The organism is Rhodopirellula baltica SH 1 (assembly GCF_000196115.1).
GTDB classification, from domain to species: domain Bacteria; phylum Planctomycetota; class Planctomycetia; order Pirellulales; family Pirellulaceae; genus Rhodopirellula; species Rhodopirellula baltica.
The window spans coordinates 2625168-2651823 of the sequence record NC_005027.1 but is presented as its reverse complement, the minus strand read 5'-3'; the positions used below and the strand labels follow the sequence as shown (position 1 = coordinate 2651823).

Below are 26656 nucleotides of genomic sequence, written 5' to 3'. Positions count from 1 at the left end.
TTAGCACCATGTCCCCTCTGATCGCCGCCGACAAAATTGAAGCGGCTCGCAAGCGAATCGCCAAAGTGGTTCGCCACACGCCATTGATGCGAAACGCTCGGCTCTCTGCACTTTATGATGCGGAGATTTTGCTCAAACGTGAGGACTTGCAGGAAGTTCGCAGCTACAAAATTCGTGGCGCGTACAACCGGATGTCGCAACTCAGTGATGCACAACGTGCCGCGGGAGTCGTTTGCGCTAGTGCCGGAAATCACGCGCAAGGATTCGCCTACGCCTGCCATGCCATGGGGATTCAGGGGCGAGTTTTTATGCCGGCGGTCACGCCGAAGCAAAAGGTCGACAAAGTCAAGCTGTTTGGACAGGAACACGTTGAGGTCATCTTGATTGGTGACACCTTTGACGACGCCGCCGCGGAGGCTCATCGCGCAGCTGAGGAAGGCCTGACGTACATTCCTCCGTTTGATGATCCCGCGATCATTGAGGGACAAGGCACCGTTGGTGCTGAAATTTTAGAGGACCATTCCGAGCCAATTGATATGGTGCTCGTTGCCGTCGGTGGCGGCGGTCTGATCTCGGGATTGGGCAGCATCTTCAAACAGCTTTCACCGAAAACGAAGATCATCGGCATTGAACCCACCGGTGCACCAGCGATGCATGATAGCCTTCGAGCAGGCGAGGTGATCACGCTGGAAAAGATCGACAACTTCGTTGATGGAGCCGCGGTCAGGCGTGTCGGAGATTTGAATTTCAAGATCGCTCAACATGTGATTGACGAAATGATTTTGGTGCCGGAAGGAAAGGTGTGCAGCGTGATGTTGCAGCTCTACAACGACGAAGGTTTGGTCGTGGAACCGGCTGGCGCGTTGTCGATCGCCGCACTGGACCAGCTCGCATCCGAAATTTGCGGCAAAACTGTTGTCTGCGTTGTCGGCGGAAGCAACAACGACATCACTCGCACCGAAGAAATTCGTGACCGAGCAATGTTGTACGAAGGTTTGCAGCACTACTTCATCATCAAGTTTCCGCAGCGAGCCGGGGCTTTGCGAGAGTTCCTCAACAATGTGCTTGGGCCAACCGACGACATCACACACTTTGAGTACACACGAAAGCACAATCGCGAAACCGGGCCGGCGCTCGTTGGTTTGCAGGTCGCCCACCGCGACGACTACCAAGGCTTGCTCGACCGGATGGCCGCCAGCAATATCGAATACCAAGTCGTCAACGAACAACGCATGCTGTTCGAGTTGTTGGTGTAAGGATTGATTTCGACGATGCCGGGATTCGCATCGTCGCTACGTGTTTGTCGCGTATTGTCACCAACAATCTCTGTTGTGTGACACGGTTGCCCTTGCTGGCATACAATCAAATCCCTCAGGCAGGCTGATCGAGATACTGGTCTCAATTGGCTGCTCTGACGCTCTTAAATGGTGCGTTCTATACGGGAGAAGATTGGATGATTTCGAAAGCATGTTGCCGACTCTTGTTGATCGTCGTTTCGCTTTTTACATCGCTGTCGGTTGGAACTCCCCGGCACTTGCATGCGGGAAGTTCCGACGAGTCTGTTCGAGAGCTCTTGTTTACGAGGGAGCACGACGTTCTTTCGCAGGGCTTTGACAGCGTTGTCCTGCAAGCGTCTAAGCTTACCCCTGAAGATCGCTTTGATGTTTTGGCCGATTGGGTGTTGCCTTCAGAAACGCGTTCAAACTTTCGAATGCAATCCAGGTTTGTGCAGATCTCTCCCATCGCAGACTCAGAGGTTGCTCCTAAGGAAAGCGTTGTCGAAGGAATCACATCGCCAGCGTTCTATCTTCTAACATCAGCCAAAGAAACAAACCGTCTGAGCGAACTTCGCCGACGAGTGCATGAGGTTCCGGATTCGTCGCAGTCGGATCAAATTCGAGCGAAGCTGGCTCTGCTGTTCATGATCGATGTTGCGAGTCTCACGTCGAAGTCACCTGCGACTCCGTCTCAATCCACTTCCGCAATTTTGGATGCGTTGGCAACTCTCGTTCGGAAACAATCTCCTGATTCAAACAGGCAGGATTGGCCGGAGATCTTGGCGCTCGCCTACGGGAGACAGAGTGCGTTGCGGCGAAGTGAATTGGTCGAACTTGCCGCCAGTATTTGCTCGCCGAAAATGGAGGACTTCGAATGGGATTCAAACGGGGTTTGGGATGTCTATGCCTTTGGTTCTCTTGCTGCTCTCACCTTGAGCAACGAAACCAATGCAATGCATCGATCGGTGTCGTCGAGTGCCTTCGAGAATTCGCCCTTCCGATCTTGGCAGCGAGCCTCGGTGGTGTCTGCCAACTCTCGGGGCAACGGCTTCGCCGCTGCAACATGGCGGCCTATGGGCTATGCCGTGCACAAGGTCTCGGGCCACAACAACGATTACCTGTATTTGCCTTCGCCGTTGACGGGGGATTTTGAAATTGAATGTGATTTGACTGGTCAACCTTTTCAAGAAATGCAAGTTGCGTATGCCGATTTTTTGCTTCGCATCATTCCTCTCGAGACCAAGCCGAGATCGGCGGGATCCGCAGTCAAGAAATGCTGCCACTGGATCCCCCGATGAGCCCGCCAGACGATTGGATGAGTTGTCGAGTCTCGGTTCGTGATGGGGTCTGTCGTCACTTCATCAACGGAAGGCCCATTTTGCAGCGAACGTTGGTGGACGGGCAGTTCCCTTGGGTGGCGTTGCGAGCACATCGGTTGAGCCACGGAGGCATTCGCAACCTCACTATCACGGGATCGCCTGAAATTCCCTCCTCCATCGACATGGTCAATTCGCCGAAACTAGTTGGTTGGTACAGCTACTACGACGAGCCTGTTGACAACCCGAACGACATGTTTTCATGGCGATCCGTTGCGACGCAAGAAACGGAAGCGTCGTTTGAGGTTCAGCACGCGGCTCGACGTGAACTCGCGGGATCCAATTTGGAGAGTCTGCTGATGTATCACCGGCCGATGATGGAACATGGCTCGATTGAATATGAGTTCTTCTACGCGAAGGGAAAAACGGCCGTCCACCCAGCGATTGATCGGATGGCTTTGATGCTCGAACCGGATGGCGTCAAGGTGCACTGGGTGACAGACGGTGCGCATCAACCAGGCATTCTTTCGCCTGCGAATCGAGTATTCGCAATCAAGGAAGGTCAGAGACGTCCCCAGCTCGACTTGAAAGACAATTCATGGAACCGAGTTCGATTGGAGCTTCGAGGCGATGATGTTCAGTTGCATCTGAATGGAAAGCCTATCGTGGAGAGGACGCTTGAACCATGGAATCAACGGCAGTTCGGATTGTTCCATTTCGCGGACGAAACGAACGTGCGAGTTCGTAATTTGCGATGGTCAGGTGACTGGCCGAATGCGGATCAAGTGTTTGGTGAGAATTTTCGCGTGATGCCGAATACAGCTGAGATGGAACAGTTGGCGTCTGCACTGCCGCAATCGTACCAGCAAGATTTTCGCAAATTGGAATTCGACGCGAGCCATTTCATTCAACGAGGTGGGCCGATCTCAGTCGAAGAGGACGGCATCACAATGAAAGCGAGCGGTAGTCAAAGCACCGATCTTCCCCTTTGGCTCGAGGTGCGCGGCGACTTCGATTTACGCGCACGATTCGAGAACTTTCAACATGCGGACGTCGGCGACGGGGCTCTCGAAATGCTCGCGTACCTGCCAAGTGATGGTCAGAAAATTCGCGTTGCTCGACATCGATGGGATAACAAAGAGCAAAAGCTGCGAACCCGATTTTCGCCGATGACGGATGCCGGCCATCAAGCTCAACGAGCAAGAGATCATTGGGTCGCGAACGAAGCGACATCGGGGGTTTTTCGAATGGTCCGTCTGGGCACCACCGTTCACTACTTGTTCGCTGAAAACGATTCTGAAACCTTTCGTCTTCTGTCGACTGATCAAGTCGGCCGTGGTTCCCTGAACGCGGGAGGCATCACCCTCAAAGCGTTTTCCTCGAAGGGGGGTTCTGCATCGACGACCTGGACCAACATCAGCGTGCGCGCCGAGGAAATATCGGGCGTCGCGGTACCGGACATGCAAGCGTTGCGGAACCAGTTGGACGACTCGAAGAAGCTGTTGAAGAAGTCGTTCGTGCACGACTTTACGAAAGCAGCTCCGGATGCGGAGATGTTTGCCAGGATCAACGATACAAGACCTTGGAACGAAGCTGACGATGGTCTTCGGATGCGAGACATCGGAACGGGCGAGTGGGGGGCGAGTGCCCTCGTCGCGCAAATGCCCGTCGAAGGTGACTTTGATATTCGTCTAGAATTTGATGAACTCAAACTTAGTTCGGGAAACGGGCAACAAGCCATTCTCGCAATCGAGGTTCAGCCGACGTCTGAACCGCGAACGACGGTCAATTCGATGTTGGGTCTGAATGCACCCGGCGTTATTCAAGCGGAAGGCTACGCGCGAGTGCGAATGCCAGATGGAAGTCAATGGTTCAATGGAACCGAACGGCACACCGTGACATCTGCCACCGCGTTGCGAATCGCTCGCCGGGGTGAGCGATTCTTCATGATGGTTCGTGCCGAAGGTGAACAGCACGATCGTATCGTGTCGATGTCAGATCACTCGAACGCGCCGATCAACGGAATCATTATGATGCTGCACAGCGGAGGTGCGGGAAGTGAATCAAGCGTTCGCCTCAAGAAGTTTGAAGTTCACTCAGACGAACAGTGATTATTTAGCCGCTGCTCACTCGATCGGTTCACTCGACGATCGATTTTAGCAACGCTTGCATCTCTTTCCGTTTCGCGGCTTCTTGTTCGTATAGATTCACTGTCTCCATCGGGTCTTGCTTCAGGTTGTAAAGCTGGCCCGGGTAGTCGGTCTCAGCAACCCTTTTCGCGTAGGGTTGGAGCACTCGGTCGTTGTAGTTGTTGCCTCCCGATCCGGTGTGATCCAAGTACTTCCATTCACCGACTCGAAGTTGAAATTCGCCGCGAAAACTTTGTGTGATCATGTGAGGGCGAATGGACTCGCCCGCGGGGACTTGTCCTAGAAGCTCGGGAAGCATGTTGAAACTGTCCAGGGCAACGTTCTTGGGCAGGTTCACGTTTGCGACCGCCGCCAGGGTTTTGTAGATGTCGGTCGTGTTGATCAATTGATCCGAAATGCGACCGGGTGAGATCTGTCCGGGCCACTTCATCATCATGGGGACACGGTGGCCGCCTTCCCATCCATCGCGTTTCATTCCACGCCATCCACCAGCGGCGTCGTGCTGGTGGTCTTCACGCATCCACACGGTGTGCATGGTTTCGGGACCGTTGTCGGAGTTGAAGATGATGAGCGTGTTGTCGTCGACGCCGAGTTCCTTCAAGTAATCGAGCAAGTCCCCGGTGAGCGAATCGAGTTCTCGAACAAAATCGCCTCGGGCACCGGCCTGCGTGGACCCTGAGTATTGATCGGCGGGAAGTACCGGGGCGTGTGCGATCTGGGTGGAGACAATGGCGAAGAAAGGTTGCTCAGGTGACTTGTTGACGTGAGCACCAAGAAATTCTCGCGTCTTTTGAAAGAAGAGCACGTCCGCTTCGACGAACTCGTAGCCGGGGGCTTTCCATCCCTCGTCGTTGTCCCATCGCCATTTTCCGCCGGGGTTAGGAAGCGTGTCGCTCTTGTGTCGTTGATTGGCGGGCACGGGGACCATGCCGTTTTCGATATACAGATACAACGGGTCCGTTGTGGGGCAGTTGGGAGTCACGAATGATTCGTCAAAGCCTTGGTTGTTGGGGCCATCGATCAGCGGCGTGCTTCGTTCGTAATCAATTTCCGTGACATCTTTGAAACCACCTCGCAGTTGTTTGCCGTCGCTGCCGCACCACGTCAGCCCGAGGTGCCATTTGCCAAAAATGGCTGTTTTGTAACCGGCCTGCTGAAGCATTTCCGCGATCGATAAGTCATCCGGTCGCAGGTAGCTCGGCCCACTCGCTCCTTCGAACGCCGTAGTTCGCCGCCCGGTTCGGAAAACACACTGACCGCTCATCAATCCGTAGCGTGACGGGGAGCAAATGGTCGAGGGGCTGTGCGCGTCCGTGAATCGAATGCCTTCGGCTGCCAGTTGATCCAAGTGAGGTGTCTCGTAGGCGCAGTCTTCGTTGTACGAGGACAGGTCTCCGTATCCGAGGTCATCGGCATAGATGATCAGAATATTGGGTTGCTTGTCCGCCGTGACGTTCTGGCTGGTGAGTACCAAAGACAGGCAGGTCATCATTGCAGAGAGGACCGTGATGCGGGATCGCATGACGACGGAGGCACACAGGCGACGTGTGGAAGGCATGTTTCAAATCCTCGAGTGTTTTGTCATTGTTGCTGGATCATTCAGCAGAACGCTCGCGGCATGGGAGCCGGCGTTAGCAGGCAATCCTAGCGACCAGGGCTGAAACTCCGAACCAGTCGATTGAGGCGGGGCCCAAAAAAACGGCGGCCTCAGGCCGCCGTGTCGCAAATCGTTTCTGAAATCCAGTGGGTTACGCCACACATGGAATCGGGTGCGGCGTGACTGACCCGCGGATTTATTCACCAGACGCGTCGCTGATCACCTGTTGCAATTTCACTGAGTCCGTGATCGCTTTCCCTGCCGCAACATCTTCTTCGCGAAAGTTGGCCAAGAGGATGTGCCGGTCTTTGGTGCGGTTGTAGTCATAAATGATGTGGATGACGCCGTCCGCATCTTGTTGACCATCAGGGTAGGAGACGCCTGCACGTTCATCGAGCATCAGTCCGCCTTTCCAGTTTCTGCCATGGTCGATCGATACGAAAGCCATCAGATGAGAACGCCCCGTTCTTTCCTCGATGGGGCCGTGCTTGACCAGAAGCAGGTTGCCCGAATCGAGTCGTCGGATGAAGAAGCGGGCGCTGGGGTGGGCAATTGTTGATGGTGCCAGTTCGGACCAAGTCTTTCCTCGATCGGTGGAGACGCTTTCGCCGATTCCGTATTTCGTGCGAGCGAGCAGCCAGATCGATTGGTCATTCCGCTCGACAAACATGTGCTCGTCGAAGGCGCGAACGTCTTTGGGGACATTGCAGCCACCGCGTTGCGCCCAGGTCTTTCCTTGGTCATCCGAGACAATCATGCGGGCACTTTCATCGGTCTCACGCCAAGTCGAAGCGGGCAATGCCCATTCGCCGGTCGAGAGGACGAGCGGTTTGCACATCATGATTCCATCGGTAACGCGTTTCGCTTCGCCGTGAACTGGTTGCCCCATATCAGGATCTTCGATCTCCAGAAACCAAACTCCCGCAATCGTTCCCAAATGGCCGACGGCCTGTGCCCAGATCAGTCTTAACTTTCCGTCGGGTGCGATCCACAGCTCGGGATCGTAGGCTCGAACCGGGCCATCCTCGTCTGGATCAACAACGAGGACTTCCTCCCAGGTCTCTCCGCCATCGCCACTGGTGCTGAGAACGACGTAGTTGTTGGCGTCCTCCCTTGGGGTTTTGCCTGCATACCAGGTTGCCCAAAGTCGGCCACCGCGTGAGACGGCAAGGCTGGGGATTCCCGTGAAGGCTCGGTTTGTTACCGCGTGAATAGTTTGAGGTGGACCGATGTATTTTGGCGGCGCCAGGAATGTGGAATCTTGTGCTTGAAGGACACCAAGCGTTGAGAGGATGAAACAGACCGCAAGTGGGATGGTTCGGTTCATGAGGTGGGACATTGTTGAGGCGGGGTTTGGGGGGCGGGAAGTCGCGTCAAAATTGATCTTCGCGGCGTCCGGTCTGCTGTGTTTGGGGAATCGAACAACCGCGGAGCGGTGACAGTTGTCAGCCTCGGGTTTTCGACCCGAGGTCTCGGTTGAGAACCCCACGCTCAACAATCTGCGGAGCGGCGGCAGGTGACGAGCGATGAGGTGGGGGATCGATTGAAAAAGTGAAGTTGTAAATTGTCGAATCTGGTGATTGAGGCGACGGTTGGAAGATGGCTGGCACGATATACCCGGGCACCATGTGGCCATGCTGAATGCAAAAAAAAAACGGCGGCCAAGTGGCCGCCGTGTCGTTTGTCATTTTTAGAATCGTGGCAACTATGCCACAGGTTTCTTCATGAACTCGGTTTCCGCAGCGATGTCGCTGTCGTCCGGAGTCGCATCGTTGTCGATGTCGAACCATTCTTCTTTGAACTGCAGGTAACCGCTTTCGCCCTTGGCTGAACGCTTCAGAGCCACGTTGGTTCCAAGCGCGATGACCGCGTCACCCATGGCGACTTCGGGGTAGCAGCGAGGTTTGTTTTCGCCGTCCGGGTTGCGAATGCAGTAGGCCCAGTGCTCGATCTCTTCGCGGTACCCGCGACTGACTGGGCCACTCGAAGCGGCTTGGGCAACCGGAGCGGCATAATCGCCGCTGGCGGATGTGTCCAAGGCGAAGCCAGCGTCCTTCTTCACAACTCCAGCTTTGCTGCTGGTGTCGCTGTTGCGGTACAAGTAAACGTCGGTTTCCTTGTCCAGGATCAGCGTTCCCTTTGTGCCCATGACGACTTCGCCCCAGCCACCAAAGCCGTTGCCGTTGATCGACGAGTAGGTCACAACGACCTTCTTGTTTGGATCGGTTTCGTAGCCAGCAACAGGTCCGTTTCCGGGGCTTTCCGGGTTGGGATAACGCTCGACACGGTCGTAGTAACCAACATCGAACGTGCTGCTGTATTCTGGCCCAGGGAACTCGAACATGCAGTAGACGTGGTCGCCGACTTCACGATCCAATGGCATGATGTGACGTCCACCAACGGCGTGGACGCTCAGTGGGTGAACTTTCTTCTTGTCGTCACGCAACGAGCTGAGGAAAATGCTGACGGCATCCAGTTGGTGGCTGCCCAGTTCTGCCATCAGGCCTGCGCCGGTGCGATCGAACAATCGCCAGCGGTGGAGTTCTTCCATTGCACTGAAGGTTTTGTCGCCGAGCGAGAAGTTTTCGTAGCCAAACTCCTTCGGGTCGACGCTTTTGTCGGCGTCCCAAGCGGTCCACTGATCGATCTCCATTTTCAAACGAATCATTTCGTCTGGGTCAGTGGTCTCGTTCAGCTTCTTCTTGCGGTATTCAATGTCCTTCGCGATCCGATCGAAGTTCTTTCCGTTGACCATTTCGCCACCGGGGATCGGCATCGACCAACTATCTGCGCCAGGCACGTTGCTGCGGTGCCACTGGGCACGGATGTGGTGCAGTTGCCCCAGCAAACCCCATCGGATCAGGTTGATCGCGTCTTGATATTTGACGTTGTAGTGACGTTGGTGACCGGTCGCCAAGTGAATCGGGTTCCCGTTCTTGTCTTCCATGCTGCCGGCCATCCGCGACATGACTTTGCACTGAGCCACGTTGTGGGCCATCAGTTTTTCGGTCAGAACGTGAAGGCCACGTTCCATCGCTTGAGCGGCGACGGGAGCGTGCAACCAAAGTGGCAATGCAATGATCACCGCTTCGATATCGGGATCGTCCAGGCACGCCATGATGCCGCCGTTGGATCCGTCATAGACTTTGACGTTCTTGCGAGCTTCCGCTTCGTCTTTGTAACCAGCAACGCTGATCAAACCCGGACGGCGTTTCAGAGCCGATGAGGACGACCAGTCACCGTGGAAAGCTCGGAATTGGCTGAATGGACGAATGTCGCAGATTGCTTTGACGTCCACGTACTCGGGGTTGCAACCACCAATCAACACGTTGCCTTCGTCGCCGGTGCCGATGACCGCAACGCGGACCGGGTCGGTGACTTTGCTGTATCCGAAGTAAGCCGCACCCAGGCCGGCGCCGCTGACGGCTCCGGTGGCGACGATCCCGCGAAGGAAGTCACGACGATTGACGTCGTAGTAACTGCCGACGGCGGAATAGTAATTGTGTGAGCCGACTTCTTTTTGATCGGCGTTGAGCTTGTCTACCATTTGCTAGGACTCCCGGTCACGCAGTTGCGGCGTCGTCGCCGTTGAATTTTCGAATAATGAGATGCAGAAAGAAATCGAGGCCGGCGAAACGACCAGCGCCCGTGGCGGCAAGCACCAGGCACGCCATGCACTCGATCAGCTGGTAATTGCTGGATGTCGGCCCAGTCAAAGGTGGGTACTGACTCAAGAATACAGAACCGAGAAAACCGGCTGCTGCTAACGCGGCAACGGGTGTGAACAGTCCAAGCAGCAGGCACCAACCCACCAGCATGTCGAAGTAAGGGACGATCGAATCAATCACGCTGGTGTCCATCATTTGCAAGCGTGGTCGCACCAGTGGATACGCAAGATGACGGGCCTGTTGTTCCGCCGTCGCGACTTTGTTTTGAGCGGTTTCGTAATTTTCCCAGATCGCGTCGATTTGGCTGAAAACGGGTTCGATCTTCTGAGACAGCTCTTTTCGAACGCTTTCGCGTTGTCCGCTCAGTGAGCTGACTCCCGAAGCGACCGCATCGCCATCCAGTTCCTCGATCCGGCCGAGGCCAAGCTGGAACTCCTGGATTTCGTTTGCGTTGAGCTCGAGCACCATGGCCAGTTGCTTGGCGGCGATGCTGTAGTTGTTGTGAGCTTCGATCTTCTGCTTGTCATCAAATCCGTAGTGCTCGGAGATTTGATCGCGGTAGTAAGCCCAGGTGAGATTGGTTTGGTCGACATCCAGTCGCATCGTGCCGTCGTAATCCCACACCATTTGGCGGAAATGACCAGCAAATGGGCCGCGAGCGTTGGCGAAGAACGGCTTGGCGGACCAGTTTCCAGCCTGGTATTTGTCGATACCTTCGCTGATGAAGTGCCAGCCGATAGTGAGACGAAGGAGGGTCAGCATGACCACCGCGATCGTTCCGAGCAGCCGGGGTGAGATTCCCCATCCGACAGCCAAACGCAAAGGGGAAAGCAGATACTTGGCCACCGAGAATGGGCTCCGTCGTGGGCAGGGAGGATGGAACGCCTAGGCGACAAAGCGACCACCGACACGTGCCGCGATTGACACGCTCAAGGTTGGTTCAGCTCACGCCAAGGGACGTCCAGTGAAGGGGGAACGCTCATTATGGCAGCCAAGTGACCATTCGCCAACCGAGTGTATACAGAATCACCCGAATCCTTCAGCGGTTGGAATCGCATTCCTCTCTTGGATCTGATTGTGGGGGTCGACAAAGTCGTTTGGATCAGAAACCCTTTGCCGGCGATGGGAAAGAACTAGCTAGACGGCGAACCAACACGCGTGGCTCTGCAGCCCGGCGGTCAAACAGGGGCCAGGCGGCTAGCCAGAGATTGACCAGCGCGGAAAATATCGCGTGCTGGAGTTGCCGGAACGCCTCAGCTCTCACTCGCTCTTTCTGACGTGCTCGACAGGATCCGTTCGGCAGTGGACCTGTCGGCGATTGAGGCGAGTCTCGGTTTCGGTGGGACAGGTGACGGCGAAAATGCGGTCTTCCCGCCAGTGACCTGTCAACTTCCGCGGTTTGCTGCCTCGTGCCACGATCGTTATCCATCGTTTGCCTGTCGATTCGTTTGCCTGTCGATTCGTTTGCGTGTCTATTTGTTCATTTGGCAACCCCTCAACTACCTGACAACTTCTCAACCCAGGAATCTCTCCCTTGTCCATCCGAATCATGCGTCGCTTTACGTTCTGCTCTGGGCACCGATTGGTCGGCCACGAAGGGAAATGCCAAAACCTGCATGGGCACAATTATGTGTTGGAGGTCTACGTGACCGGAGAAGAGCAGGATGCGATCGGACGTATCCTCGACTTCAAACAGCTCAAAACTCGCTGTAAGAACTGGATCGACGAGAACTGGGACCACACGTTTGTATTGTGGAAAAAGGATCAGAACGGATTGGATGCGATCCGCAGTTCAGAGCCTCACCGGATCTACGAGCTGGAAAGCAATCCAACCGCGGAGAACATGGCCAAGCACTTCCTGGAAAAGATCTGCCCTTCGATTCTGGGCGATTCCGGAGCGACCGCTTACAAGGTTCGCCTTTGGGAAAGCGAAGAGACTTATGCGGAAGTCGAGTTGGACTGAACCAATCTTAGCAATTGCGGAATGAAGAGACGCAGTGCTCGTGAGCGATGGCTGAGAGCTCGCTTCACGGTCAGGTTCAGCTCGCCAAATGTTTTGTGATATTCGGGGATCACAAACAGCGGGTCGTATCCAAATCCTGCGCCACCGCTTCGTTCCGTCGCGATTCGACCGCGACAAATTCCGGACTCCGCGAGTCGGACGTTGCCGTCGGGATCAGACAGACAAAGGTGGCAATTGAACTGTGCCCCGCGGCGATCCATTGGCACGTCCGTCAGTTCACGCAGAAGTTTCTCGTTGTTCGCTTCGTCGTCGCCATGTGTTCCGGCATACCGAGCGGAGTAAACGCCCGGGGCGCCTTTCAACGCATCGACGGACAATCCGCTGTCTTCGGCCAAGACCCAGCGTTCAAGATGCTTGGCTTGTTCGGTCGCCTTCTTCGCAGCGTTCGCGGAAAACGTTTCGCCGTCTTCGACCACGTCGATCGCGTTTTCTATTTCTGACAACGCGGTCAGGGCGATTGTTTCTTCGGGCAACATCATCCGAAGCTCAACGAGCTTCTTTGCGTTGCCGGTTCCGAGAACGAGATCAAACATTCGATTCAACGTCCAACTGCCGCGCTGTAGAAGCTGCGTTTGCTAGCCTTCGGAATGCGAATCGGTGTCGGCTGAACATCGAAAGGGATGTTTTCGATGTGTTTAGCCGCTAGCCCGTCGTTGGTCTTGCTTTTGACTTGATTCGCGATGCTCGGATCGACATTGAATGCCCGGTAGTTTGACATGATCGCTTGAATCTCTGGTGCGTATTCAAATCCGCCATCGGGCAGATCGTAGCCCAGCGTTTCGAAGCTGCCGATGGTCACAATCGATCGAGTGCGATCGTGGTACTGGTAGGCTTCTTGGCCTTCTTTTCGAAGTGCGACCACCATTTTATTGGCGTCCATCGCCATGCGGTCCAGGCGATTGATGTTCGGTTGGAAGTTCTTTTCCTTCTTGCCGTCAACGATGGTCTTGTAGCCCTCGAAGGTGCGAACGACGACAGTGAATTTACCATCGCACTCCAGCAAATTGAATTGCTTGTCTTCGTTTAGTTTGCGAACAAACGAATCGACTTCGGGTGCGTGCGAGAAGTCATCGGGCAGCATCGGATTGCGGGTCAGGAATGCACTGCCCATTTCACCACGATCCTTGTCGCCACTGCGACTGACGAATTGACGGTGCAACGCCTTGACCGCTGTGACTGGATTTCGGAAGTCTGTTTCGGCTTCCATCTCTTTCTTGTCACCAAAGACTGGCAGCTTTGCCGACTTGATGCGTTTCAGGTCTTCTGCGATTTGCGGGTGTTCTGCGTGATCGTATTCGCCGACCAGAACCGCGTGAGCGTCATACTGAATGCTGTTCGCGTATCGCATTCGGCGATGGTTGGGACGAGTGGCTCCACCGGCAACTTGGATGGTTGAGGTTGGGGTTTCCACCTCGCCCGAAAAGTCGAAGTTCTCTTCGTAGACATACGAAGGCAAGTTGAGTTCTTGGCGAATTTCGAGTGCCAATCGTTCGGCTCGCTCCTTCGATCCCGCACCGACAAAGGTGTGAGCCAGGATCAACCAAGGCCCATCCTCTTGAGTCAGTTCATAGGTCTTGGTCGTATCGACTTCGACTTTGTTGCCGCGTTTGAACATCCGCAGAAACGGAGAAGTTTGTGCGGCTGCGGGCGAAGGCGAAACGAGGCCAGAGGCGACTACGGCGAGGATTGCGATCAATCCGAGGCGAAGCGAACTGTTCATCGGAACCAAATCCTGAATCGAAACGATGCGAGCGAGTTGTTTGACTCGTCATTAGCAGATTCGGTGGATTCGCAGCAAGAGTGTCAAAGCGTTTTGAGATATTCCAAAACCGCTCGCTTTTCCGCTTCGTTCAATTCGTCGGGATAGTCGTGGCCAGAGGCATTTTTGCCAAACCGACGGGTGTCAAAATAGCTGCGTCGAATCAGGACATCGGGCTGGAACAAAGGCGTTTTCTCTGCCAATTCAATCTGAAAACCAACTCGCTCACGATCGATTGCTTCTTCGGATCGTCTCCACACAACAGGTCGCTCCTCGGGGTGTAGGACATGCCATAGAGTCGGAACGCTGCCGTTGTGAAAGTACGGTGGGCTAGCCCATACGCCATCCAAAGGCGGCGCGACGTAGCCTTCAGGATTGACCAGCGTTTTCTGTGAGTTTCCGGGCCCGAGTTCAGCGAACCAGGAATCCGCGTACTTCTGACGACCTTCGCTGGGAAGGGCTTCGAAACGGACGGGATCAGTTCCAATCTCATCGATCGAAACCATTTGGTTCGGGTAGCTTCCGCCGTCATCGCCGTAAGTTCCGTGGCAACGCGAGCAAGTTTGTGCGAACAAATGACGTCCGGTTTCGGCGAGGTCTTCATCGATCGGGCCGTCATACTTCGGTGCCCGCAATGACGACAGGAACGCGAAAACGTTTCGGAAGTCGTTTTCATGCTCGCGATAAAAATCGGGGCCGTTTTCGGGGACCAGCGTGAACTGCATCAACCCGCGATGCCCCTTTTGTGCGAACCCATCAATGTAGAGGTACGGCCGCTTATAGAAGTGCCACCAAGGCGGAGCGTCCATGTCGTGATGAACGAATGTCTGAGGTGTCTTTTGAACGAGATTCAGTTGCGAATCCCGATAGTGCATCAGCCCCATGCCGAACACCACTGCATTGGTGGTTCCGTTGGTCGTACCCAGGGGAATGACCAGCGAACCCAACTCCATTCGACCCAGCGGTTTGCCCAATCGAAACTTGGTGCTGCGGACTTCTTCGGTGAGCGTTTGAAGAGCGTAACGGTTGTTGGGGGCACCGGGCGTTGGCGTCCCGTAGACGGAACCACCGTGGCAGGAAAGGCAATTCATCGTCCAGTTGCCGTCTTCATCAACGACATACTGCATTGGCGGGCCGACGGAGTCCTGTTCTTCCGCAGAATGAAACGTTGCGACGCCGTCGTCTCGCACGACCAATTCGGGACGTTCCGACAATCCGTAGCGATAATAGATCGCTCGCAGTCGGTCTTCCGGTGACGCGTTTTCGACCTTTTCGCGAGCCTCATCGGGCCAGCTTCTCCAGATGTCGTTAATCACTTCCTGAGAAAAGTCGCTGGGCAACAACGCTTTTCGAGTCAGCACTTCCCAGCCGAGCTCGATCGCGCGAGTGTCCGACCGCAAGGCATTGCCCTGCGGATTCGCCGAAGTCTTCGCGAATTCGGTGGCGTGAACACTCGGGGAAATGGCAGGCAACGCGAGCAAAAAAACGCAACCGGCAATCAGCCGACGCGTTTTCGCGAAGTGGTGGCTATCGAGCTGGGAACAACAACGAATCATCGATTCAAATCGCTGGAAGAATGGATGCGACCGGGAATTCAACTTGCGGGGATCGAGTTTGAAGCAATCCGCGAGTCTGGAGAAAGACCGTGTGGCCCGAGTCAGTTTAACAGTGCGTCCACTGTCGCAGTTCAATGATTGTCCGATTCGCAGGAAACGGATGTGATCGGATCGCATTGAACTCCAGTGTCGGTCTGCTCTTGTGTCGGGTTCTAAGGATTGGCTACTTCCTGAAGTAATCGTGGCCAACCAACTTACGACGAACGCATTCGTACGCTCATGAACGCAACTACCGCTCTCCAACGCTGCCGATTCGGGTTGGTGTGGATCACGCTGTCGCTGACCGCCGCTGGCGGATGCACATCGTTTTGGAAACGTGATCAGAACGACCCGTCGAACAATCCAAAATTGGCCAAATTGCTGAAGGTTCCTGATCCGCCGGATTTAATTCGAGAAGCGGCCATTCCTCATGGAATGCAAAGCGTTCGCGTCAATGGCGTTGCGATTGTCAACGCGTTGCCCGACTCCGGCGGCCCCGCATTGCCTTCTACCTTTCGCGACATGTTGCTGGAGGAGATGAAACGGAAAGAGATTCCAAATCCAAATGATTTCTTGGAACTCAACACCACCGCGCTTGTTCAAGTGCTGGGAACGATTCCACCAGGGTCACGTCGTGGCGACACGATCGATTTGGAAATCTTGACCCCTACGAAAACCGAAGCGACCGACCTACACGGTGGTTGGCTGCTTGACACTCGCCTTCGTCACCAAAAAGTTCTCGACAGTGCCGTTCGCAGCAGCGATGTGTTGGCGGTTGGTACCGGACCCGTGCTCACGCGAGGCGATCATGAAGGCGAAGCAGACGGTGCGTTGCGAGTCCAAGGTACGGTTTTGTCCGGCGGTGTCGTGCAGAACGATCGCAAGTTGGGATTGGTTTTGCGGCCTGATTTTCAACACGTCAAAATGTCGGCGGCAATCGCTCAAGCCATCAACCATCGTTTCTATTTCTTTGACGGATCAACTCGTCGCGGCATCGCCGAACCGATCGAAGACGACTTCATTCAGTTGGATGTCCATCCTCGTTACCGCAACAGTGTCTCTCGCTTGATGGCGGTTATTCGTGCGATCGGTGTGGCACCTGAATCATCCAACACGCAGGTGCGTCTGACGGAACTTGGCGAACGCATGAAGCTGCCTGCGAAGGCTGCCGATGCGGCGTTGCAGTTGGAAGGGCTCGGCGAACCAGCCATTCCAACTTTGCTGGATGCGGTTCAGTCGTCCAACCCCGAATTGCGTTTCTATGCCGCGGAAGCGTTGGCTTACTTGGATCGCGAAGAAGCGGTGGATCCATTGATCGCGGCGATTCGCGCGGAGCCCGCGTTCCGTGCGCCAGCGCTCAAAGCACTCGAAGACATGCAACACCACAATGTGGTCGAGGGTCTGCAGCGTTTGATGGATTCGCCCAGCTTGGAGACTCGCTATGGAGGATTCAGCACACTGCGAAATCGTGAAGATGGCCGACAAAAACTCGCCGGACAAAATCTTCGTGGAACCTATCGGCTCTATCAAGTTGCATCGACCGCGAAACCCGCCGTCGTGGTATCGCTGCGTCGCAATCCAGAGATCGTTTTGTTCGGCGATGTTCAACCATTGCAGATCGAAACGTTCTTCTTAGGCCCATCGGGGATCATGATTCGCTCCGTGCCTGAAACCGGACAGCTTCGGATCAGCCGTTTTCAAGCGGGCAAAGACGATGCGTTTGCCGAAGTCGACAACACGCTCGCTGGGATGCTGGAAGGCCTGACGGAAGTCGGCGGAGGCTATGGCGATGCGGTTGCACTGCTGAGAATGGCCAAGACGCAAGGCATCCTGCCCGATCAGTTGGCTTTCGATCCGCTGCCAAAGAACCTGAGAACCTATTATCGCAACGAAGGTTCTGACGAAGACGACTCGGACGAGGATAGCAAAGGATTCGCCAGTGACTCCGATGAAGAATCCGACGGAGTCTGATCGTCGCCGCCTTGTTTCCGCAGTCGCTTGCTCTGCCGCCCTCGCCCCGTCAGTCTCACGATGGGGTAGATGCACAGTGCCAGCACCATCAAAAGGATGTTGAGCAGAACTCCTTGGATGAGTGTGGTAAAGACGGTGGAAATGAATCCTAATCCCGTGCCGTCGTTGAGCTGTGAGATGGAGGTGACGGTCACCACCGCGATCATTCCGGTGAACATGTCGACAATCATTCCGGCCGGAAGAATGATCGAAACGATCAGGCGGAGTATGTAAACCGTCCGCAAGGTGATCCTGATGTTCCGGTATCGTCGCCACGGCCGATTTCGCGTGACCAGATCGGCCCAAACGTAACCGGCGACGAAGATCGCAATCCCGGTGACCATCCCCAGAAATTGTCCTTCGGTGACGTTTAGCCCGATCACAAAACTGGGGACCGCGGCGATGCCGCAGACCAATGTCCACCGCAGAATGGTGGAAGGCAACGTCGGAAACGGCTTTTCCTCGAGAGGAATGTCCAGCAACAGCTCTTGATCGTCGGCATCTCCCTCTTTTAGAGGGCCCGTCGCGTAGGGGTTCGGTGGGTCGACGACATCAGGCGAGGCGGCATTGTCAGTGTCGGAATTCATGCAACCAGCATAACCGGTTCGGTTGCTTTACACGGAAGTGCTCGCCAATTCTCTGGCGTCGCGGCAAACGTTTCATTCGTCCTGATCCGGCCGCGCGGATAGAATGAAACCCATGTTTCCTTCCTATCGCTTTGCTGGCATGACCGTGCACCCATCACCCACACCACAAAGAACTTGGACGCTTCTCTTGTTTGCGATTGCTGCGTTGTTGACCTTTGGTGCGGCAAATTGCACCGAGGCTCAAGTCGTCGGCGGAGGAAACACGGGTAACCAGTATCCGCCGCAAAACTATTACACGGCGCTGGAAATCTATCGCGACGGCGACATGAAGAACGCCATCAATGCGTTTGAGTCGGCGCTTCGTAGTTCGCGAACGGACGTCAACGGCAAATGGATCGATGCGATTCCCGTGCATGCGATGTTGGCCGAATGCTATTGGCACCTTGGGCATTTGCCTCTTTGCCGAACGCATCTGGACGCGGGAATGCAGATCACGGTCCGCAACCGAGGTTGGTTGGGTGCGATCGATTGGAACGGTTTGAATCAAGGTGGCGCCATCAGGGCCGGGGCGACGAACCTGTGGCCGGAGGCCAACGCGGTGCGGCTGGCTCCGGTTCCAAAAGGATTGATGCTTCACAGCGGCGAAATCTTGACCGAACAGCGGTTGCAACAAGGTGGCCGCATTGAGAATCAGAATTTGAAACGCGTCGACGCGATTGAAATCATGCGATCGATTGCGTTGATGATGTATCGACGCCGAGTTGTGATGGGCGAACTGTCCGCTCAAGAACCCTTGGCCGCAGAGCTGATGGAGTCGACCAAATACCCGAGCGGTTTGAATTCGCCCGGCGGTCGATCATTGATCGGTGCAATGCGAGGTGTCGGGCAGCTAGCTGTTTCAGAAGACTCGACGGTTGTGGATCGCGTCGGGAAATACTCGACGCTTGGTGGTGCCGTGCATCCGATTACGCCGTTGATGTTGCTGGCGGGAATGACGGTCGGCGTTTCTGGTGACGCAACTGGTGCACTGGATCCAAACATGGCAGCGGGATTGGTGGCAACCAGCCAACAAGCCGTCAATTCCGCGGCGGCACTGGAACAGTACGAATTCATTGGAGAAGCCTTGCAGTTGGCAGTTGGTGCGGCCGGACCACAGCAATACGGAAAGGTCGAGCAGACCGCGTTGCTTGCAGGACGCACATTGATTCGCGAATCTCGTCTCGCTTCGCTGCATTGCTATCTCGTCGCGGCGGATGCTGCGATCAGTGCCGGGCGAGTCGATGCGGCTGCGGAGTCGATGACACTGGCGATCGAAATTGCATCCCGGCGCGATGTGGATTTTCCGCGTTTGGAAGCCTACGGTGCCTATGTTGCGGCTCGGATTGCCGCCGCCCGTGGTGAATCACTCGGTGGCCCGGAAGGCAAACTGTCCAACGCGATGGGATCGTTGAATGAGTTCGTGAACAATCGACGGGACCGCAACCGACCGGTCATCTCAATGCCATCGCACTACCAACTGAGTTTGGTGCAATCCATGATGGGACGGTCGATCGGTAACCAGTCGACCAAGAGCTTGTTGGACTACTTCACCTCGCCCGTGTCGTTGCCAACATGGCGGCGAGACCCAGTGGACGCGATTGCATTGATCGGTCTTGATTCGACACCTTTGCACCGTGGTCGGTTGGAATTGGCCGTGGCGGAAAACAACGGGTTGGATGTGCTGAAGTCCACCGACCGAATTCATGCGGCACGTCTGGCTTCTGCTTTGCCGCTGCGAGGTCGCTTGATGGACGTTCGGTCGTTGGTGACGGATCCGGTTGAATCGTTTTGGCCGTCTACCAAAGACATGGTGGTGCAACCGCCGCAGATGATCGCCGAGTTGCGTCAGAGAGTTCAAACGTTTCTGCGAGAAGGGGCGGACGATACTGAACCGCGAGCCGCTGCGGTCGCGAGTGTGGAAGAATCGCTTGTCACCCAGATTGCACTTCAGCGGTTGCGAATTCCTTCGATCTGTCCGCCGTCGGTTGCATCGGAGGATGCCGCGGCGCTTCCACCGGGGACTGGGTTGCTGACCTTTGTGGTGGATGGACCTCGTTTGGTCGCTACGCTTTCGCGAGACGGTGACACGACCGGATGGATTTCACCCGCCGGACGTCGCATCCCAACAATGATCTCGAAGTTGTTGGCCGACATTGGTGCCAACCGAAGTCGCGGCAAGCGGTTGCCTGACGATGAGTCGTGGCGCGATACCGCTGCGAAGTTAAAAGAAGTGTTGTTTCCACCTAACTCGGGTTGGAACGAAACCGGACTGGAGAATCTGGTGATCGTTCCTGATGGGCCACTGTGGTATTTGCCATTTGAATTGCTGCCCGCCAGCGATGGTCCAGACGTGACCGCAGAAGAGAACGACGATGCGGCGGATGATGCCGAAGCCGATCGCGATCCGCTTTCACCCGGACAACTTTGGGCCGACACGATCAAACTCAGCTACGCCCCCACGCCGGGGTTGGCACTTCGGGAAGTCGGTGCCGCGAGTGAAGCGAATCGAGTGGCGGTGATGGCTGGAACGTTCTTCGCACCTCGCCAAAAAGAACTGAACGATCAAATGATCGCGGAGATGTTGGCCGCGGCGGATGACCCGTTGCAATGGACGATCGGTTCCGCACCACCGACCGATCGAGTCGGCTTGGGCGTGGCTCACTTGATTGTCGCATCGCCACTGACACCAAACGTCACGGCGCCGATGGCGACGACGACCATCCCCAGCACCACGTCCACGCCGCGATCGGATGCCAGCGGTCAATGGGATCAGTTGTTCGGTTGGGTTCGTCTTCCCGCCGGTGGTCCGCGGACGGTTGCACTTCCTGGATACCGAACGGCATCGGGGGCGGCAAAGCTTGGCGATGGATCGGAGCTCTTCTTTCCTCTCGCCGCGCTTCGTTGTAGTGGCGTGAAAGAGATCACGCTGAGTCGATGGGTCACCGGAGGCCATTCAGCCGCGACGGTGATCGGTGAATTGATCAATGAAACACCTCACACGTCGCTCGCGTCAGCGACACGCCGCGGAGTGTCGTTGCTTCGGCAAGCGGAACTTGCCGTCGCCGGCGAACCATTGCTCGGCAAAGCGGATGAGGATTCTCAGAACATCACGGGGAATCAGCCGTTGTTCTGGGCCACGTATCTGACGTCTGGGTCACTTGGATTGCCCGCTCCGAAGAGCGATGAGTGACATCGTGGCTGCATGACGCGGAGGAGCCATTTCTCCTGTTATGATTGCGGAACACCATCCATGTTTGCTCGTTTGCGTCGCCATGATCAACCCGTACCAGCCACCTGAATCGGCACCCACGAATCGGACTCACGACTGTCCTGTTTGCGGAGGGCCGGTCGGCTTTTGGCGTTTCGTATTCCCGCTGGGATATTGCGAGCATTGTCGCAACTATCTCACGATCCGTCACTGGGACCGAAAACCGTGGATTTGGTCAATCACCGTCATCGGAATCATCGTCATTCCGAACATTCTTCGTTCGTACCGATACATCACGTTCACGCCACCGATAGGCACCCTCTTGTTACTCTGGTTTGCTGCCTCCATTGTGCACAGCAAACTTTACGGGCGGCTCGTCCCAGCCTATTGCTGGGGCTTCTTTGCGGTGCAGAATGACGACCGAATCATCGCGGAAGATGGCTGAGACTCGACGTTGAGGAATCTTAGGAAGGACTCCATCGCCTTCCGAACGAATACAGAACCGGTACAACGATCAACGTGAGTAGCGTCGCAAAGCTGAGTCCAGAAACCAGCAACCACGCCATGCCTTCCCAAAGTGGTCCGCCATCAAGGGCGAGCGGAACCAATCCTCCTACCGTGGTTGCCGTGGTCAGGAAGATAGCGGTCAATCGCTGCTGTCCCGCCGATACGATCGCGTTTTGAAACTCCTCGGTCGCATCGGCATCGCTCATCTGTTTTGAATCGCTTTCTGAAACCGACATGTCCGCGAATTCGACAAACAAGATGGCGGCGTTGAGCACGATGCCGAAAAGCGCCAAGACACCTAATTGAGGCATGAAGCCGAAGGCACTGTTGGTCAGCCACAAACCCAACAAGGCACCCGCCAGAGCGAGCGGCAAAGTCGCGACGATGATTGAGGTTCGGAACAGGCTATTGAATTGCACGATCAACAAAATGATGATCGCGACAAACGACATGCCAAACGATTTTAGCATCTTGATCTGAGCCTTCTGGGATTCTTCAAGTGCCCCGCCCACTTCGACTTTGTATCCGTCGGGCAGTTCAGCTTGGAGTGCTTTCATCTCGGGCGAATTGAAAACGCCTGTTGTGATATCGTTCCCCGAGGCCCCCACTTTGACTTGCGAGCGAACTTCAATGGTTCGGTTGCCATCGCGACGATCAATCAGAGCGGGACGCCACTGCGGAACGATGCTCGCGATTGAGGCGAGCGGCAGTTTGCCCTGGCTGGTTTCAACGTGTGCGTTGGCAATCGACGACAGGGAACGACTATCTGGTTCGAGTCGGAAATAGACGGGGATCTGGTGCTCCCCTTCGCGGTAGTAAGTCAGCAGGCGTCCCGAGAAGTAGGTGTCCAAAGTCTTCGCGACTTCCGTGTTGCTCACGCGAGCCAGATTGGCTCGATCCGATTCAACGTCAACATACAATTCTTGACTGCTAACGCCCCAGGAATCGCTGAGTGAGATGGTGTCAGGATTCGAGTTCACCATTTTCTTGATGCGATCGGCCGCGTTTCGAAGAGTTTTCATGTTTGCAAAACCGTTGCCGACAACCCGCAACACGACGGGATCAGCCGGTGGGCCAAGCAGTAACTCAATTGGCACGACACGGGCCCCAACGATTGGCTGCAATCCTAAATCAGGATCTCCGTGGGCGATGACGTGACGCAGTTTTTCTGCGAACTCATGTGTCAGCTTTCCGTCGGTCGTTTGAATCAAGATCTCGGCGAAATTTGGTTTCAAGGCCTCGGGTTCCCAGGACAGATACCACCTGGCACCTCCGCCGCCGACCATCGTTCGCATGTTCAAAAGACGTTCTTTTTGGTTGCCGTCTTCATCAAGGAAAACGCTGCAGCGTCGAATCATGTCTTCGACTTCTCGAGCAAGCTCATCGGTTTGAGCGATCGAAGATGATACGGGAAGCCAGACTTCAACGGCGAATTGATTTCTTTGAGTCAATGGAAAGAACTCTGCCGAGATGGGTAGTTGCGTCGTTGCGAGCAATGCACCAAACGCGGCGGCGATCGTGATGAAACGATGTCTCAATGCCCATCGCAGTGAAGAACCATACAACCGAAAGAAAATTCCGTCTGTTGCCGTGGCTTGAGGAGCGAGTTCGGATTCCCCTGCAGGCAACTCGGAGGAAGACGCGGTCGTACGGTGACTTCCAAATCGACGACCCCATCTGGACGAACTCAGTTTGCCCATCAGCCATGGCAGCGGCGCAGTTGGTTTGCTTGGGTCTTTCGGAGGTCGAATGAACCAGGCCGCCAAGATCACACAAAACGTCATCGCCAGCACCCAGCTCACGGCCAGCATCACGGACAGCGTTGTTGGCAAACTGTAAATGAATTCTCGGTTGACCCCGTCCATCGCGATCAGCATCGGCACGAACGCGGCGATGGTTGTCAGCGTTCCGTTCAACATCGACTTGCCGAGCGTTTGGGCTCCTTGAACCGCTGCTTCTTTTGGCGGCATGCCGGCGATTTGGTTGGTTCTCGCTTGGTCGCAGATCTGGACGGCATTGTCGACTAGCAAACCGAGTGAAATGATCATCGAAGCCAGCGACATCTGTTCCAGTTGAACGCCAAACAAAGTCACAATCGCTAGCGATGTGAGCACGACGAAGGGAATGTTAGCCGCCATGACCGCCGCGGTGCGAAACCCAACGACGAGGTAGACCACGACGACCACGATCACGATCGCCGAGATGATGTTCATCACGACTTCGCGGAGCCTTTGATTCACGCTGTCGGATTGGTCTGAAATGATTGGAACGGCCAAGTCCGGCGGCAGTTCACCGCTGTTGCGAAGCTCGACAATGCGTTGCTTAGCACTGCTGCAAATGTCGACGATGTTGGCACCCGATTTCATTTGCACGGCGACCACGTTGGCGGTCGCTTCCAAATGAACGTCGCCATAGCGGCAAATTCGAGTGGGAGGATCCACATAGCCTCGTCGGACTCGAAGTCCCAGGTCTTCCAAGTGAATGGGATTGACGCCACCACGAGACGGCACACCGCTGACGACCAACCGATTGATTTCCGCGAGCGCGTTGACCTCCCCGGCTGGTTTGACGAAAAAACGTCCGTCCCCTGCATCGATTCGGCCACCTGGTTCGACAATGTTTTGGGCCTGCGCCAGATCAGCGATTTGGTCGATTGTCAATTCCAACTGAGACCAGTTGCGTTCGTCCGTTTCGACATAGATGGCTTCTTCGCGGACTCCATGGCGTTCCACTTTGGCAACGCCCGGCAGCAATCGCAGTGCGTCACGAATTCTTTCGGAGTAAATGTCCAGTTCACGGTCGGTGTAGACGAAAGCGGGATCGATCGAATCGCTGCCATCGGTGGGTTGCTGATGGACAGCAAACAAAATGACGCTCGTGTCCGCGAATTCATCGTTCACAAACGGAACCACAGAAGGGTCGGGCATCGGAACGTTTTCAACCCTCGCGCGAACGCGATCCCAGGCGTCGTCAATCTTCGCCCCAGGCAACCATTCTTCGAGTTCGACAAAGATGACCGATTGTTCGCTGCTGGAGGTGGAGCGAATCAGGCGGACCTCCTCCATCCCATCGATGGCTACCTCGAGAGGATCGGTGACCAGTTCTTCCATCTTTTCCGCCGACGCACCTGGCCAGCGTGCCGAAACGACACATATTTTCAATGTGAATTCGGGGTCTTCACGGCGAGGCATTGTCAAAGCGGCGATGACGCCCCAGCAGACAAACATCATCACAAAGGCAATGACGACGGTCGGGCGTGCGACGGCAAATGCGGGTAGGCGATTCATCGGGCAACCACCGATCCGGATTGCTTAGGTACGACTCGAACTCGATCACCGTCGTCGAGGTAGTGAGTGCCGCGGACGACAACCTGGGTTCCATCGAGCACGTCACCGGATTCGACTGGTTCAATGCAGAGAATCAACGAATCTTCGTCCAATGAGTCTTCGTCTTTGACATTGATTTGAACGCGTCTCGCTGTTGGTTCTGACTGCATGTCGTCAACGATATGGACGAACGTCTCACCATTCTCTTGGCGGACCGCCTTCATGGGAACATAGAACCCGACGTTGGAATTGTCGGGGATCAATGCAACCCGAACGGTATCGCCAGCACGAAGCATCCACCGGGTTTGTTCCAAATAGACGTTTTCATTCTGTTTTCGAAGCAGCGCCTCACGTTCCGGTTGCGAACCATCGATCGCCAAGAGTTGGCCCGTGATCAAGTCGTTGTCGAGATCGATGGATGAAGGGTCCGCAAAATCGATGGCAACGAAATTCCAAGTGCCCAAGAACGGAATCACATCGCTGACGAGATTCACTTTCATTCGCTGAACCGTCAATCCGCGATCATGAGCATTTGAAAGTTGGTTCCAGGATCGATTGGTGACCTTCCACACAAACGACTCTTCGCCGATCCGATGGATACAGCGTTGCTCAACCAGAAGACGCCGATCGCCCGTGACAATGGGGCCGATGTTGAGAGGGAAGATGTCTTTGGTTTTCAATTGAGCTTGCGAAGATGCATGCAAATCAACGCTGCTTTCCTGTTGGTTGCGAACGTGCAGCGATACCGTGAACGTTCGGGTGTTGGCATCCGCAATGGAGTCCACGGTGTAGACCATACCTGTGACACGATGTTGGCTTCCGTCATGACCGGTCACCGTCACGCCGAGAGTGTCACCACGTTGATAGCGACGAGAATTCGCCGCAGTGACTTCGAACTCCACTAACATTGGGTCAACCATTTGCACGGTCACGATCGGATCGCCTTCTTTGACGTAAGTCCCAGGGACCGCATGAATCTCAGTGACTTGGCCGGGGAAGGAGCTGTAGAGTGTTGTATTTCTCAGATTTCGCTCCGCTTCGGCCAATCGCTGGCTGGCCTGTTGCACTTGAGCGTCCAGCGCCAATTGTTCCGCGTTGGCCTGGGCCAATTCAGCGGTCGCACTGTCGACCTGAAGTTGTGCTGTCGATGCTCGAGTGCGAGTGGTATCCAGTTCCGATCCTGACATCGCGTTGGAGCGTGATAGCCTTTGAGCGCGATCCAATTCTCGCTGGGCCAATTGCAGTTCAGCTTCCGCTGTGCGGATTCGACTCGGCAACCGTTGTTCGATCGAGATCAGGTTGGCTTCTCGCCGCCGTTGGGCAACTGCCAAGTCGGCACGTGCAGCATCAACCGCAATTTGAAACTGTTCTTCATTGAGCCGAGCCAGTGGAACGCCAATTCGACCGTTCCCGATTCCGGTCACCATTTCGTTGGGTTCAATCACCTGCACCACGCGCCCGGCCTGTTCGAATGCGATTCGTTCGGCTTTCCAAGGAGCGACGGAAGCGGTGGTGTGATGTTGATAAGAAGGACTGCTCGGTTGCAACCTCATCACGGTGACGGTTTTGGGCGGCTTGTCGACTTCAGCGGATT

16 protein-coding genes are annotated in these 26656 nt (G+C 55.3%); 6 read left to right on the top strand and 10 right to left on the bottom strand.

Features of this window, described 5'->3' with window-relative positions; translation table 11 throughout:
• The first annotated feature begins 8 nt into the window (after positions 1-8).
• The 3 genes from ilvA (at position 9) to RB_RS10335 (ending at position 4704) form a co-directional block, all read left to right on the top strand.
• Positions 9-1256: a threonine ammonia-lyase gene (gene ilvA / locus RB_RS10340; RefSeq protein ID WP_011120302.1), complete on the top strand. Its 1248-nt coding sequence runs from the start codon at positions 9-11 to the stop codon at positions 1254-1256.
• Positions 1257-1711: 455 nt separating this feature from the next.
• Complete coding sequence (locus RB_RS28075) at positions 1712-2575, top strand: hypothetical protein (RefSeq protein ID WP_231846381.1); 864 nt, start codon at positions 1712-1714, stop codon at positions 2573-2575.
• On the top strand, positions 2572-4704 hold the full coding sequence (locus RB_RS10335; RefSeq protein ID WP_231846380.1) for a DUF1583 domain-containing protein: 2133 nt from the start codon (positions 2572-2574) through the stop codon (positions 4702-4704). The genes RB_RS28075 and RB_RS10335 overlap by 4 nt, the downstream gene beginning before the upstream one ends.
• 28 nt (positions 4705-4732) lie before the next feature.
• Here RB_RS10335 and RB_RS10330 read toward each other — a convergent pair whose 3' ends face one another.
• From RB_RS10330 to RB_RS10315, 4 genes are all read right to left on the bottom strand, one after another.
• The gene (locus tag RB_RS10330; protein WP_011120298.1) at positions 4733-6301 is read right to left on the bottom strand and encodes a sulfatase family protein; all 1569 of its coding nucleotides are present in this window, start codon (positions 6299-6301) and stop codon (positions 4733-4735) included.
• A gap of 235 nt (positions 6302-6536) precedes the next feature.
• Complete coding sequence (locus tag RB_RS10325; protein WP_164921834.1) at positions 6537-7667, bottom strand: sialidase family protein; 1131 nt, start codon at positions 7665-7667, stop codon at positions 6537-6539.
• Positions 7668-8045: 378 nt separating this feature from the next.
• Positions 8046-9887: a Gfo/Idh/MocA family protein gene (locus RB_RS10320; RefSeq protein WP_007326639.1), complete on the bottom strand. Its 1842-nt coding sequence runs from the start codon at positions 9885-9887 to the stop codon at positions 8046-8048.
• A 16-nt stretch (positions 9888-9903) separates the two neighbouring features.
• Positions 9904-10854 (bottom strand): hypothetical protein, encoded by a 951-nt coding sequence (locus tag RB_RS10315; protein ID WP_011120295.1) that lies wholly within the window; start codon positions 10852-10854, stop codon positions 9904-9906.
• A 703-nt stretch (positions 10855-11557) separates the two neighbouring features.
• On the opposite strand from RB_RS10315, the gene queD reads away from it, so the two are divergent.
• Positions 11558-11971: a 6-carboxytetrahydropterin synthase QueD gene (gene queD, locus RB_RS10305; protein ID WP_011120292.1), complete on the top strand. Its 414-nt coding sequence runs from the start codon at positions 11558-11560 to the stop codon at positions 11969-11971.
• On the opposite strand, the gene rdgB is transcribed toward queD, so the two are convergent.
• The 3 genes from rdgB to RB_RS10290 all read right to left on the bottom strand — a co-directional run bounded on the left by rdgB (position 11947) and on the right by RB_RS10290 (position 15346).
• A complete protein-coding gene (gene rdgB, locus RB_RS10300; protein ID WP_164921833.1) occupies positions 11947-12564 on the bottom strand; it encodes an RdgB/HAM1 family non-canonical purine NTP pyrophosphatase in 618 nt (205 codons plus the stop codon). The genes queD and rdgB overlap by 25 nt on opposite strands.
• Positions 12565-12569: 5 nt before the next feature.
• Positions 12570-13751 (bottom strand): hypothetical protein, encoded by a 1182-nt coding sequence (locus tag RB_RS10295; RefSeq protein WP_007326644.1) that lies wholly within the window; start codon positions 13749-13751, stop codon positions 12570-12572.
• Between the two features lie 83 nt (positions 13752-13834).
• Entirely contained in the window at positions 13835-15346 is a 1512-nt protein-coding gene (locus RB_RS10290) for a c-type cytochrome (RefSeq protein ID WP_231846378.1), read from the bottom strand.
• Positions 15347-15625: 279 nt separating this feature from the next.
• Between RB_RS10290 and RB_RS10285 the strand changes: the two genes are divergently transcribed.
• A complete protein-coding gene (locus tag RB_RS10285) occupies positions 15626-17356 on the top strand; it encodes a HEAT repeat domain-containing protein (RefSeq protein ID WP_011120288.1) in 1731 nt (576 codons plus the stop codon).
• Here the strand turns inward: RB_RS10285 and RB_RS10280 are convergent.
• Entirely contained in the window at positions 17266-17982 is a 717-nt protein-coding gene (locus tag RB_RS10280; RefSeq protein WP_011120287.1) for a hypothetical protein, read from the bottom strand. The two genes, RB_RS10285 and RB_RS10280, sit on opposite strands and share 91 nt — an antisense overlap.
• A 103-nt stretch (positions 17983-18085) precedes the next feature.
• Here RB_RS10280 and RB_RS10275 point away from each other — a divergent pair, with 103 nt between their 5' ends.
• Positions 18086-21211, top strand: coding sequence for a hypothetical protein (locus RB_RS10275; protein WP_011120285.1), 3126 nt, complete (start codon positions 18086-18088; stop codon positions 21209-21211).
• Between the two features lie 482 nt (positions 21212-21693).
• On the opposite strand, the gene RB_RS10265 is transcribed toward RB_RS10275, so the two are convergent.
• Complete coding sequence (locus tag RB_RS10265) at positions 21694-25023, bottom strand: efflux RND transporter permease subunit (protein ID WP_011120283.1); 3330 nt, start codon at positions 25021-25023, stop codon at positions 21694-21696.
• Entirely contained in the window at positions 25020-26615 is a 1596-nt protein-coding gene (locus tag RB_RS10260; protein ID WP_164922810.1) for an HlyD family secretion protein, read from the bottom strand. The genes RB_RS10265 and RB_RS10260 overlap by 4 nt, the downstream gene beginning before the upstream one ends.
• Positions 26616-26656: the final 41 nt, after the last annotated feature.